This window comes from Sphingomonas sp. SORGH_AS_0870 (genome assembly GCF_031453175.1).
Classification (GTDB): domain Bacteria; phylum Pseudomonadota; class Alphaproteobacteria; order Sphingomonadales; family Sphingomonadaceae; genus Sphingomonas.
Window position 1 is genome coordinate 2,843,288 of the sequence record NZ_JAVIYW010000002.1, and the last position, 12,520, is coordinate 2,855,807.

Below are 12,520 nucleotides of genomic sequence, written 5' to 3' on the forward strand. Positions count from 1 at the left end.
CCCCGACCGTGCCGGGGAGGCGACAAGCGATCACTTGTAAGCGGTCACCCGCCCCTTCTGATCCAGAACGTACAGCGTGCCGTTCGCGACGATCGGCGGCAGCGCGAAGGGCGCCTTGGTGTCGACCGTCGCCTCGACCGAGCCGTCGCCCGGATTGGCATAGACGATCTGCCCTTCCGAATTGGTCAGGATCAGGCGGTTGCCCGCCAGCACCGGACCGAACCAGGTGATCGCGCCGGTCTTCTTCTTCTCGTTGTGGAAACGCTGGAGCTGGGCGATCCAGCGCGCCTTGCCGCTCGACCGGGCGAGCGCGACCAGACGCGCATCGTCGGTGACGAGGAAGATCCATTCGCCCGCGATCCACGGCGTCGAGATACCGGCGAAATTCTGTTCCCAGAGACGCTGTCCGGTCGACAGCTCCAGCGCGACCATGCGGCCGCCCTGGCCCAGCGCATAGACGCGGCCCTGGTCGATCACCGGCGCGGCGTCGATGTCCGACAGGCTCGACACCGAGGTCGAGATGGTCGTGCGCGACAGCGCGTCCTGCCACAGCATGCGGCCATTCTCATAGCGATAGGCGTTCAGCTCGCCGCTGGAGAAACCGGCGATCACCGTGCCCTGGCTGGCCGAAGGGGCGGCGACGCCGAGCACGCCCTGCGTGCCGAGCGTCCCCTGCCCCGCCCAGACGATCTTACCATCGGCCTGGTTGATCGCATAAAGCTGATTGTCCTGGGTCAGGACATAGACATTGCCGTTGGCGATCGTCGGCGAACCGCGCAGCGGGCCGCTGGGCTTGGCGCGCCAAAGCACCTTGCCGTCGGCCGCGCTGGCGGCGATCACGTCGCCCAGGCCGTCGGTGGCGAAGACGGTGCCGGAATCATAGCTGACCCCGCCGCCGAAACGGGCCGAACGGTTGGCCTCCCCCTCGCTGACCGCGGTCGACCAGAGCTTGGCGCCGGTATCGGCGTTCATGGCGATGACGTTGCCGTCGACATCGACGACGAACAGCTTGCCCTCCGCCACCACCGGCGCGGTGGTCAGCGGATCGCGGGCCGAGCCGCCGTCGATCGTGCTCTGCCACAGACGCTGCGGCTGCGCCGCCAGCGCGAGCTGCCCCATCGACTTGGCGGCATTGCCACCCGGCTGCGACCAGTCGGTGTTGGTTTCGGGTGCGGGCAACAGGACCTGCACGTCGGCGATCGTCTTGTCGGCCTCGACCCCCGTCTCGGAGACGAGGATCGGCACCCGGTTGCCGATGGTCGGCGTCTTCTTCGGTGCGCCCTTGAATACCCCACAGGCGCCCAGCGCCATCAGCGCGGCAAGCGCTGCCGAGGTGCGGAAATGCTTCGTCATTGGGTCTTCGTGTCCTCGCTCTGGCCGACCGCATCGACCCCCAATACGCCGGCCATCTGAACCGCACGTTGCCGCAACGTATCGGGCACATCCTTGTCGCTGGCAATCTGTCCGAACAGGCGGCCCGCTTCGGCCCGCTTGTTCATCCGCAGATAGGCGACCGCGACCATCTCGCCCGCGCTGCCGAACCAGGCATTGCCGGGCACCGCCAGCGTGCCCAGACGGGCGACGACCGCCTGGGGCTTCATCGTGTCATATTCGGCCATGGTCTGGCGAACCAGCGCCAGGTCGCGAAACGGCTGCGCCAGCGAGTTGTCGCCCGCGATCGCGGCGAACCTGGCCGCCGCGCCCTTCAGGTCGTCGCGCTGGAGCAGGATGTCCGCCTGGGTGAATTCCGCCAGCGCGCGATAGGCGTCGACATTCGACCCGGCCAGCGTCTTCAGCTTGGCGTCCGCCGTCTTGGTGTCGTTCTGCGCCAGCGCGTCATAGGCGCTCTGCAACTGCTCGCCATCGACGCCCGCGGCCTGATGCTGGCGGTGCTGCCAATAGAGATAGCCGCCAAAGGCCGCGAGGCCGATCAGGATTGCCGCCCCGACCACCAGGCCCCAGCGGGTCCAGAAACGGGTCAGCCGGTCGCGACGCAGCTCGTCGTCGACCTCGCTCATAAAGGCCTGGCTGGATTGGGGCGTTAGGGCCAAGACGGGCTCCGCTATTCTGGATCAGGGCAATAAGGAAGCCGCGACCTTTAGCGAGGAGCGGCCCCGGTGGGAAGCGGGGTTGGGAATTGGGCCCCGCGCGATCAGGATTCGCGGGGGGCGTAGACCTGTTCGGGCCCCGGAAAACGCCGCGCGCGGACATCCTCGGCATAGGTCCGCGCCGCCTCGCCGATCCGCTCGCCCATCGTCTCGTAACGGCGGACGAAGCGCGCGGTGCGGTCGAACAGGCCCAGCATGTCCTCGCCGACCAGCACCTGCCCATCGCACTCCGCCGACGCGCCGATGCCGATGGTCGGGCAGGCGACCTGCCGGGTGATCTCGATCGCGATGGGTTCGACCACCCCCTCGATCACCACCGAAAAGGCCCCCGCCTCCGCCACCGCCACCGCATCGGCGACGATCTTGGCGGCTTCCTCGGGGCTGCGGCCGCGCGCGCCATAGCCGCCCAGCACGTTTACCGCCTGCGGCGTCAGGCCGACATGGCCCATGACGGGGATGCCGCGCTCGACCAGGAAGCGGACGGTCGGTGCCATGGCGACCCCGCCCTCCAGCTTGACCGCCGCCGCGCCGGTTTCCTTGAGCAGCCAGGCGGCATTCTCGAACGCCTTTTCCGGGCTCGCCTCATAGCTGCCGAAAGGCAGGTCGATGACGACCACCGCATGATAGCTGCCCCGCACGACCGCCGCCCCGTGCGCCGCCATCATCTGGAGCGTGACCGGCACGGTCGAGGGCAGGCCATAGATCACCTGCCCCAGGCTGTCGCCGACCAGCAGCATGTCGCAATGCGGGTCGAGCAGCTGCGCCGAGCGCACCGTATAGGCGGTCAGCATGACCAGGGGCGTGCCGCCCTTGGCACGGCGGATGGCGGGAATGGTCAGCCGCTTCATCGGCGCGGGCGTGGGGTTGGCGCGACTCGTCGCGGTGTCGAGCGTGTAGGTCGTGGACATGGCGCCAGCCTCTACTCCCGCTACGCCACCGGCTCCAGCCCCCTGCTTTGCGGGCGGATTTTCAGGGGAGGATTTCGGCGTAGCGTTCGGGCTTGAAGCCCACGGTAAGCGTACCGTCGCGGTCGAGCACCGGCCGCTTGATGAGCGAGGGCTGCGCTTGCATCAGGCGGATCGCCTTGTCGGCATCAATATCCTGGCGTTCGGCTTCGTCCAGCTTGCGAAAGGTCGTGCCCGCCCGGTTCAGCAGCACTTCCCAACCCAGCTGATCGACCCAGCGGCGCAGGCTGGCCTCGTCGATCCCGTCGGTCTTGTAGTTGTGGAAGCGATAGTCGACGCCGTGCTGGTCAAGCCAGGTCCGCGCCTTCTTCATCGTGTCGCAATTGGGGATGCCGTAGAGTTGGACGGTCATTCGAGGCTCCGGATCGTGGTTCGTCGGGGGCTTTAGCGGTGATGTGGGGGAATTGCAGCAGGTCGGTTCGGGGATTGGATTTGGGAGTGGGGCGTGGCCTTCGACTTCGCTCAGGCTGAACGGAGCGAGGGATGGCAGCTCTCCCCAACCGCCGTTCAGCCTGAGCGAAGTCGAAGGCCAAGGGCTCCACAAACCTAACCCGTGGCAATCCACACGGGGTGGCGCCCCCCTTCCCGGCCCGCTATCCCGACAGCCATGCAGGACCATCCCTTCTACGCGCTTCACACCCATGGCCTGATCCGGGTCGCCGCAGCGACGCCCGCCGCCTCGGTGGGAGATGCGTTCGCCAATGCGCAGGCCATGCTCGACCTGGCGCGGACGGCGGACGAAGACGGGGTCGACCTGATCGTCTTTCCCGAATTGTCGCTGACCTCCTATGCGATCGACGACCTACACCTTCAGGGCGCGATGCACCGCGCCACGCTGGAGGCACTGGGCGAGATGGTCGATGCCAGCGCCGCCCTGTCGCCGGTGATGCTCGTCGGAGCGGCGCTGCCGCGCAATGGGCGGCTGTACAATTGCGCCATCGCCATCGCGCGCGGCCGCATCCTGGGCGTGGTGCCCAAGAGCTTCCTGCCCAATTACCGCGAATATTACGAAAAGCGCTGGTTCGCGAGCGGCGCCGGGCTGACCGGGCTGACCATCGATCTGGACGGACAGTCCGTGCCCTTCGGCACCGACCTGATCTTCGCGGCCGAGGACCTGCCCGGCTTCGTCATCCATGCCGAAATCTGCGAGGATTACTGGGCCCCCACCCCGCCCTCGACGCTGGGAGCGCTGGCGGGCGCGACGATCTGCTGCAACCTGTCGGCGTCGAACATCGTCATCGGCAAGGCGCGCGACCGGGCGATGCTGGCGGCGGCGCAGTCGGCGCGGGCGGCCTGCGCCTATGTCTATTCGGCGGCGGGGATCGGCGAGAGCACGACCGACCTGTCCTGGGACGGCCAGGGCCTGATCCACGAACTGGGCGAGCTTCTGACCCAGTCGGAGCGGTTCGACCGGCAACCCGCGCTCACCATCGCCGATGTCGATGTCGAGCGGATCGTGCAGGAGCGGCTGCGCTTCGGCACGTTCAACGACGCCGCCGCCGCCACGGGCCATCCCGAGACGCGGTTCCGCCGCATCGGCTTCGTCCACGGGGTCGAGCCGGTCGATCAGGGCCTCCGCCGCCAGGTGCAGCGTTTTCCCTTCGTCCCCGACGACCCCGCGCGGCGCGACGAAGATTGCTTCGAGGCCTATAACATCCAGGTCGAGGCGCTGGCCAAGCGGCTGGAGGCGAGCCGCGCCCGGACGCTGGTCATCGGCGTGTCCGGCGGGCTCGATTCCACCCATGCGCTGATCGTCGCGGCCAAGGCGACCGACCGGCTGGGCTGGAGCCGCGACCGCATCCTGGCCTTCACCATGCCCGGCTTCGCCACCGGCGAGGGGACGAAGGCACAGGCCTGGGCGCTGATGCGCGCGCTGGGGGTGAGCGCCGAGGAGATCGACATCCGCCCCGCCGCGCAGCAGATGCTGGCGGATATGGGCCATCCCTTCGCCGCCGGGGAGCCGGTCCATGACGTGACCTTCGAGAATGTGCAGGCGGGGCTTCGCACCGACTATCTCTTCCGCCTCGCCAACCAGCGCGGCGGGATCGTGCTGGGCACCGGCGACCTGTCGGAGCTGGCGCTCGGATGGTGCACTTACGGCGTCGGCGACCAGATGAGCCATTATGCGGTCAATGCGGGGGTTCCGAAGACGCTGATCCAGTTCCTGATCCGCTGGTGCATCCGTACCGGCCAATATGACGCGGCGACCAACCAAGTGCTGGCCGCGATCCTGGCGCAGGAAATCTCACCCGAACTGGTCCCCGCCGATGCCAGCGGTGCGATGCAGTCGACCGAGGCGATGATCGGCCCCTATGCGCTCAACGATTTCTTCGCGCATTACGTCATCCGCTTCGGCCTGAAGCCCTCCAAGATCGCCTTCCTCGCCTGGCATGCGTGGCGCGACGCGGAGGCGGGCGGCTGGCCCGAGGATCTGCCGGAGGACGCGCACATCGCCTATGACCTGCCCGTGATCCGCCACTGGCTGGAGCGGTTCCTGACGCGCTTCTTCCAGACCAGCCAGTTCAAGCGTTCGGCGCTTCCCAACGGGCCGAAAGTGTCGCCGGGCGGCGCGCTTTCGCCCCGTGGCGACTGGCGTGCGCCCTCGGACGGCAGTGCGGCTGTCTGGTTGGCGGAATTGCGGGACACCCTGCCACCGGCCTGACCAGAGCGGGCTTGGCAGGGGAGGACGTTCGGCGCTATGCTGAACGCTTGACGTATACGTTTCTTCCCAAATTACAGGCTCCTCCCGGCCTGTCGGCACGAGAGATACCATGAGCCTTGTCGTTCGCACCCTGTCGGAGCAGATCTTCACGATCGTCCGCGAACGCATCATCAGCGGCGCCCTGCCCGAAGACCAGCCGATCCGCCAGGACGCGCTGGCCAACGAGCTGGGCGTCAGCAAGATTCCGCTTCGCGAGGCGCTGGCGCGTCTGGAACAGGAAGGGTTGCTGGTCAGCCAGGCTAATCGCGGCTTCTTCGTCCGATCGCTGGGCGCGGGCGAGGCGGAGGAGATCTACGAACTCCGCCTGTCGATCGAACCCGATGCCGCCGCGCGGGCCAGCCGCGTCGCGTCGATCGCCGATCAGGCGGCGGCGCGCGAGGCGCTGACCGCGCTCGACGTGGCGGCGCGCGAGGCGCTGCACGAGGTCGCGCTCCTCAACCGCGCCTTCCACCTCGCGCTGGTCCGGCCGCTGGGCGCCGCGCTCACCTTCCAACTGATCGAGCGGTTGCAGGTGCTGGCCGAACGCTATGTCGTCCAGCATCTGAAACCCGCCGGACGCGAGGACCGCGCGCATGAGGAGCATCATGCGCTGCTCGACGCATGGCTGGCGCGTGACGAGGCGCGGGTCGCCGGGCTGCTGACCGATCATATCGGCGCGACGATCGTCGACCTTCGCGCCCAGCTGGCCGAATAAACGCTATCCCGACCCCCGCACCACGGGCGTCGTGATGATCCGCGCGCCCCGACGATAGGTCAGATAGCGCCAGAGCCATTGCAGGCTGACGCGGATGCGTTGCGCGAAGCTGACCAGCAGGACGACATGGACGATCGCCCATAGCATCCAGGCCGGATAGCCCTTCAACCGATAGCGGCCGAAATCGAAGATCGCGGCGTGTCGCCCGATGATCGCCGCATTGCCGCGATTGTGGAAGCGAAAGGGCGGCGCGGACCGGCCCCGGGTCAACAGGTCGCGCAAAGCCTTGCCCAGATAGTCGCCCTGTTGCTGCGCTACCTGCGCCAGTCCCGGCAGCGGCTTGCCCGCCTCGTCCGGACAGGCGGCGACATCGCCCAGCGCATAGACGCCCTCCAGCCCCTCGACGCTCAGGTCGGGTTTTACCGCGACCCGGCCGCCCGGCCCCGGCTTCACCCCCAGTAGCGCCGCCGCCCCCGTCGGCGCGACGCCCGCCCCCCACAGGACGGTGCGCGCCGGGATGAAGCGGCCGCCCGCAGTCAGCCCCTCTTCGGTGATCGTCTCGACCGGCATGTTCGTCAGGATCTCGACGCCCAGCCGCCCCAGCGCCCGCTCGGCATAATCGGCCAGCGAATCGGGAAAGGCCGCCAGGATGCGCGGACCCGCCTCGACCAGAATGATCTTCGCCGCCTCGGGCCGGATGCGGCGGAAGTCCGAGGTCAGCGTATAGCGTGCCAGCTCGGCGACCGAGCCCGCCAGCTCCACCCCGGTCGGGCCGCCGCCGACGATCACGAAGGTCATCAGCGCCTCGCGATCCGCCGCACCGTCGCGCTCCGCCTCCTCGAACGCGCCCAGCACGCGCGAGCGGATCAGCCGCGCCTCCTCGATCGACTTGCAGGCGGGCGCGACGCTGCGCCATTCGTCATGCCCGAAATAGCTGCTGGTCGATCCGGTGGCGACGACCAGCCGGTCATAGGACAGCGTCTCGCCGGTCGACAGGCCGATCCGGCGCGCCCCGGTGTCGATCTGCGCGACCTCGCCCAGCACGACGCGGATATTGGGGAACCGGCCGAGGACATGGCGGATCGGCTCGGCCACATCCGCCGGGGACAACGCGGCGGTCGCGACCTGATAGAGCAGCGGCACGAACAGATGATAGTTGTTCCGGTCGATCACCGTCACCCGCACCGGCGCGCGGGCCAGCCGCTTGGCCACTGCCAGCCCGCCAAACCCGGCGCCGATGATGACGACATGCGGCCAGGCAGGATCGACGGCCTCGCCTTCGGGCCCGCTCATGACGGCACCCTCACCATGTCACCGCGATCTTGCCGAAATGCGCGCCGCTTTCCTGATGGCGGAACGCGTCGCCGAGTTCGTCCAGCGCAAAGCTCCGGTCGATCACCGGGCGGAGGTCGGCGGTGTCGAGCGCGCGGACGAAGTCCTGCTGCATCCGGCGGCTGCCGACGATCAGGCCCTGGAGCCTTGCCTGCTTGAGCATCATGGTCGCGGTCGGCACTTCGCCGCTGGCGCCGGTCAGCACGCCGATCAGGCCGATATGTCCACCGATCCGCACCGCGTCGATCGACTGGGCGAGCGTGCCCGGACCGCCGACCTCCACCACATGGTCGACGCCGCCTCCGGCCCAGTCATGGACCATCCGGCCCCAGTCGGCATGGGTGCGGTAGTTGATGACATGATCCGCGCCCAGGGCCCTGGCCCGTTCCAGCTTGGCATCGGAGGACGAGGTGACGACCACGCTCGCCCCCATCAGCTTGGCGATCTGGAGCGCCCAGATTGACACGCCGCCCGTGCCCAGCACCGCCACCCGGTCCCCGGCCTTCAGCCCGCCATCGACCACCAGACTGCGCCACGCGGTCAGCCCGGCGGTGGTGATCGTCGCGGCCTGGGCATGGTCATAGCCCTTGGGCGACAGGGTGAAGGCGGTCGCGGGCGCGACCACCGTCTCGCAGGCATAGCCATCGATCCCGTCGCCGGGCGTCCGGGCGAAGTCGCCGACCCGCGCGGGCCCCTCCTGCCAATCGGGAAAGAAGCACGCAACGACCGAATCGCCCGCCGCGAAGTCGGTCACGCCCTCGCCCACCGCCTCGACGATCCCGGCGCCATCCGCCATCGGAATGCGGCCATCCTCGGTCGGCATCCGGCCAGAGACGACGCCATAGTCATGATAGTTGAGCGACGTCGCATGCAGCCGGACCCGGATCATGCCCGCGCCCGGCGCGCCCGGATCGGGACGCTCGACCAGACGCAGACGGTCCAGCCCGCCGGGTGCGTCGAGGATCATCGCTTTCATGTCGTCGCCCTTTGTCGATATCCGTTACCGACACGCCAACGTTGCAATGCAGCGATGCGATCCTCAGCCGGTCGCCAGGGACCATCCGCTGGGCAGGAAATCGAGCGACATATAGAAATAAAAGGCGCAGCTGCCGTCGGCGCGGTAGCTGCCGCCCTTGACGATCCCGAAGGCGGTGCCGCCCAGGAAGACCGGCCCGCCGCTGTCGCCGCTGCGGCAGGTCGGCCCGCGCACCGCGACCCAGGCGGCCGTACAGCCGCCGCCGCACAGATCGCCCGCGGGCGCGAAATCGGGCATCCATATCTCGGCACAGCTATAGCCGGTCCGCTCGCCGCGATGGCAGACGATGTCGCCCGCCCGCGTCGAATCGCGCGGCCGCTCGCCGGTGACGGTCCGGCTGATCGTCTTGGCCGTGTCGCTCCAGAAACGCGGCGCGAGCGGCACCGGGCTGCCATTGACCTGCACGTCCTGATAGCCCCAGCCCCATTGCCCCAGGAAAGGCAGCGGATGTTCGGTGCGGGCGGCGTCGCTCCACGACAGATTGTCGGGGCAATGCGCGGCGGTGACGACCGCATCCTCCGCGCCGCGCCGCACGACGAAGCCGCTGGTACAGGCATAACGCCGCCCGTCGGCCGGATCGACCCCGACCAGCCGCGCACCGCCTTGCAGATCGGCAAGGTCGGTATCGGGCGTCTCCATGCTGGCGATCCGCACCGGCACCCCCGCCAGCCGCGCGATCCGGTCGCGCAAGGCTTCGCCCGGCTCGGCCAGCAGGTCCGCCTGCCCCACCATGACGACCAGCGCGCCGATACGCGGATCGACGCCGATCCCCGGCGGGCGCGTCAGGCTGGCGCGGATTTCGGTCTGGTGAAGCGCGAGTGCGGTGACGAGCTGGCCATGGGTGGCATAGGCTCCGGTGCGAAAGCGGATCAGCACCGGCATGCCCGCCACCTGCACCACCCGGTCCGCCACGGGCGCGTCGCCGGTCAGCAGCACATCGACATGGAAGGGCGCATGCCCCACCGACAGCCCGGCCAGCCGATCGGCGAACTCCGTGCGGAGCGCATCGGTCACCGGCACCGATGCGTCCTGGACCTGCAACTCGCGCAAGGCGTTGGACGGCGACAGGCCGGACTGCGCCGCATAGGTCGCGGCGTCGAGCGCAAGCGCCGCCTGCCCGTCGAGCGCGGGCGGCCCGACCGGCTGGGCGCTGGCGACACCGGCGATCGACACCATGCCGACCAGAGCCCATATCAGGCGCCAGATAGCCCAGCTATCAGCCGCGAAAGAATAGCGCTTCTTATATCCCATCGATTTGGTATGTATTTATCAGACCGAGCCGAACAGGGCTGTACAGGGACAGAAGGGAACCGGATTCATGATGCGACGTCGCGCCTTTCCATTGATCCTGCTGGCGTCGATCGCGCCGCTTGCCGGTTGCTCGCCCAAGGGGACCGCCGCCGACAATGCCACGCTGGATAACGGATCGGTGGTGCTTGCCAATGACGAAACGCCGGTGGCGGATAACGAGGCCCTGGGCAACGACCTGCTGACGTCCAACGACGCCGACCTCAACAGCACGGCCCCGCAATAGCGGCGGACGGACGCGGGCGACGCGGCCCGCCACCTCTCCTGCTCGCCAAAGGAAGCTCCCTATGGCGTTCGACTGGCCCGGCGGCATCCCGCCGGGCCATTTTTATGCCTGTCATCGGTCGGGAATGCCCAGCGTGCGCAGGACGCGCATATCCTGTTCGACCACGCCGGCCGACAGTCGCTCGATCAACCGCTGCGCCTGTCGCCACATGCCGGTCGCGGGCGGCGCGGCGCGCGGTGCCTCCAACAGCCGCCCGCCACAGGCCTGCGCCAGCGCGGGTCCATGCAGCGCGCCGTCGATCACCAGCGACGGGAAAGGCAGCGCCGCCTCGGGCGAAGCGAAGAGTTGCCCGCCGGACCGGTCGAGCGGCGCGATGGAGGGCGGCTGGAAGAACAGCGCGCCCGCGACCTTCGAGACATAATGGCTGGGCGACAGCCGCGCCCACCAGATGCTGGCCAGGCAGGCGGCGTTTTCCGCGACCAGCAGCACCGCCTTGTCAGCATGCGCCACCGCATGGTCGAGCCGGGTGGCCCAGGCATCGCGCGCCTCGCGGCTGCTGGCGTCGAAGGGAAGCTGGACATCGCCACGACGGGGCCAGGCGAACAGCCTTTCCCACGGCGCCGCCTGCTCGCTGCCCGGCGCGCCCGCCATGGGCAGGGTGATGATCGAAAAGGGGTCGGTCAGACGCAGTTCGGCCGCCATGGATCTGCTCCGTCGCTGATCCCCCCAAGGTACGCCGCTTATCGCGCGAGGCAAGGGGCATCGACGCGACGCCGCCTCGTCCCGGCGCGACGATCGTCGTCAGGCGGCGGCGGCGATCCGGGTCGAACGGCGCGAACCCGCCAGCGCGGTCGCGATGCTGTCGACCATCAGCTCATATTGATCGGGGCTGTACCCGGCGGCCAGGAACGCGCGGACCTCGTGCGAGGGCACGCTATAGCCATGATGCCAGCTCAGCACCGCCATCCGGCGCAGCGCCTCGAGCGAAGGGTCGGCCAGCCGGGGATTGCGCGTCTCGCCGAAGATGGAGCCGAGCGCGCGGCCCAGACGGCTGGGCGCGCGCAGCGACGAGACGCGATCGCGACGGGCCAGTGCCACGACCTGCCATTCCAGCGCCGACAGTCGGGCGTCCGGCCGAATCGCCGCCGCACCCTGTTCGGCGGTGGCGGCATCGAACGCGGCCCGCGCGGCACCGATTTCCTGAAAAGCGACATAGGCCATGACATACCCCTTTTGCGTCGCGCGACACCCTGTCCGGCAAAGCGCATCCGCCCGCCGCGATCCGGCGACCCCATGCCGCCCGTATCCATGTCTCGCCAATGATGTTCGGAAGACTACCAGGCGCCTTCCATACCAAGCGGTATATTAAGCCGCCGACGCCCCGTCAAGCATTTTATACCGACTGGTATTCAACGCGTAGGCCAGCATTTCAGCCCCGTCTCGACCAGCCTTTCCAGGTCGGCGCGGCTGGCCCCCGACCCGGCCTGCACGGCCATTCCCTGGAACAGCGCATAGAGCATCGCGGTCAGCCCCTCGGGCTCGACATCCTCGCGCAGATCGCCTTCGTCCTTGGCGCGCTGGAACCGGGCGAGCAGCGCCGCCTGTGACGAGGCGCGGCGGGCGACGACCTCCGCCTTGATCGATTCGGCTTCCGACCCGCAGGCGACCGAGTGGATCACCCCCAGGCAACCGCGCGGTTCCTGCTGGTTGGTCTGCGCATCAACCGCGCCGCGCAGCAGATGCTCGGCCACGCCCCGCGCGGTGGGCTGATTCAGCGCCTCGCGGATAAAGGCCATCTTCTCGGCCTCATAGAGGTCCAATGCCTTGTGAAACAACGCTTCCTTGTTGCCGAACGCGGCATAGAGGCTGGGCTTGGTGATCCCCATCGCCTCGGTCAGGTCCGCCATCGACGCGCCCTCATACCCCTTGCTCCAGAAGACCCGGAGCGCCGAGGCCAGCGCCTGCTCGGTGCAGAATTCGCGAGGACGCCCCTTACAAGCGGGCAAAGCATTTTCCATAACAGTCGGTATATAATTATCCCGGCGATTTTTGAAACCCCCGAACGCCCTACCCGGTCGGCTTCCTCCGATCCGGTGCCAACGCTCTTAAATGTTCGGAAAGCGACGTCG

Annotated in this window: 13 protein-coding genes; 3 read left to right on the plus strand and 10 right to left on the minus strand. The window is 68.4% G+C overall.

Going from position 1 to position 12,520, the window contains the following annotated elements; all coding sequences use genetic code 11:
* Positions 1–30 precede the first annotated feature (30 nt).
* From QE363_RS13220 to QE363_RS13235, 4 genes are all read right to left on the minus strand, one after another.
* Positions 31–1,353, minus strand: a complete 1,323-nt coding sequence (locus tag QE363_RS13220) for a PQQ-binding-like beta-propeller repeat protein (protein WP_307099274.1) — start codon at positions 1,351–1,353, stop codon at positions 31–33.
* Positions 1,350–2,018: a tetratricopeptide repeat protein gene (locus tag QE363_RS13225; RefSeq protein WP_309695949.1), complete on the minus strand. Its 669-nt coding sequence runs from the start codon at positions 2,016–2,018 to the stop codon at positions 1,350–1,352. The genes QE363_RS13220 and QE363_RS13225 overlap by 4 nt, the downstream gene beginning before the upstream one ends.
* 134 nt (positions 2,019–2,152) lie before the next feature.
* The gene (gene panB, locus QE363_RS13230) at positions 2,153–3,016 is read right to left on the minus strand and encodes a 3-methyl-2-oxobutanoate hydroxymethyltransferase (RefSeq protein WP_307099279.1); all 864 of its coding nucleotides are present in this window, start codon (positions 3,014–3,016) and stop codon (positions 2,153–2,155) included.
* A gap of 61 nt (positions 3,017–3,077) precedes the next feature.
* Positions 3,078–3,425 (minus strand): ArsC family reductase, encoded by a 348-nt coding sequence (locus tag QE363_RS13235; protein ID WP_309695952.1) that lies wholly within the window; start codon positions 3,423–3,425, stop codon positions 3,078–3,080.
* Positions 3,426–3,680: 255 nt separating this feature from the next.
* On the opposite strand from QE363_RS13235, the gene QE363_RS13240 reads away from it, so the two are divergent.
* Complete coding sequence (locus QE363_RS13240) at positions 3,681–5,735, plus strand: NAD(+) synthase (protein WP_309695954.1); 2,055 nt, start codon at positions 3,681–3,683, stop codon at positions 5,733–5,735.
* A gap of 109 nt (positions 5,736–5,844) precedes the next feature.
* Complete coding sequence (locus QE363_RS13245; RefSeq protein ID WP_307099286.1) at positions 5,845–6,489, plus strand: GntR family transcriptional regulator; 645 nt, start codon at positions 5,845–5,847, stop codon at positions 6,487–6,489.
* A gap of 3 nt (positions 6,490–6,492) precedes the next feature.
* Here the strand turns inward: QE363_RS13245 and QE363_RS13250 are convergent, their stop codons facing one another.
* From QE363_RS13250 to QE363_RS13260, 3 genes are all read right to left on the minus strand, one after another.
* Complete coding sequence (locus QE363_RS13250; RefSeq protein WP_309695957.1) at positions 6,493–7,782, minus strand: NAD(P)/FAD-dependent oxidoreductase; 1,290 nt, start codon at positions 7,780–7,782, stop codon at positions 6,493–6,495.
* A gap of 10 nt (positions 7,783–7,792) precedes the next feature.
* Positions 7,793–8,797, minus strand: coding sequence for an NAD(P)-dependent alcohol dehydrogenase (locus QE363_RS13255; protein ID WP_309695959.1), 1,005 nt, complete (start codon positions 8,795–8,797; stop codon positions 7,793–7,795).
* A gap of 63 nt (positions 8,798–8,860) precedes the next feature.
* Positions 8,861–10,033, minus strand: a complete 1,173-nt coding sequence (locus tag QE363_RS13260) for a hypothetical protein (RefSeq protein ID WP_309695961.1) — start codon at positions 10,031–10,033, stop codon at positions 8,861–8,863.
* A gap of 142 nt (positions 10,034–10,175) precedes the next feature.
* On the opposite strand from QE363_RS13260, the gene QE363_RS13265 reads away from it, so the two are divergent.
* Positions 10,176–10,391 (plus strand): hypothetical protein, encoded by a 216-nt coding sequence (locus QE363_RS13265; RefSeq protein ID WP_309695963.1) that lies wholly within the window; start codon positions 10,176–10,178, stop codon positions 10,389–10,391.
* Between the two features lie 111 nt (positions 10,392–10,502).
* Here the strand turns inward: QE363_RS13265 and QE363_RS13270 are convergent, their stop codons facing one another.
* The 3 genes from QE363_RS13270 to QE363_RS13280 all read right to left on the minus strand — a co-directional run bounded on the left by QE363_RS13270 (position 10,503) and on the right by QE363_RS13280 (position 12,409).
* Positions 10,503–11,093 carry an alpha/beta hydrolase gene (locus QE363_RS13270; protein ID WP_309695965.1) on the minus strand — a complete coding sequence of 197 codons (591 nt, stop codon included), beginning with the start codon at positions 11,091–11,093 and terminating at the stop codon, positions 10,503–10,505.
* 99 nt (positions 11,094–11,192) lie between these two features.
* Positions 11,193–11,612, minus strand: coding sequence for a hypothetical protein (locus QE363_RS13275; RefSeq protein WP_307099297.1), 420 nt, complete (start codon positions 11,610–11,612; stop codon positions 11,193–11,195).
* Positions 11,613–11,800: 188 nt separating this feature from the next.
* Positions 11,801–12,409: a TetR/AcrR family transcriptional regulator gene (locus QE363_RS13280; protein ID WP_307099299.1), complete on the minus strand. Its 609-nt coding sequence runs from the start codon at positions 12,407–12,409 to the stop codon at positions 11,801–11,803.
* Between the last annotated feature and the right edge of the window lie 111 nt (positions 12,410–12,520).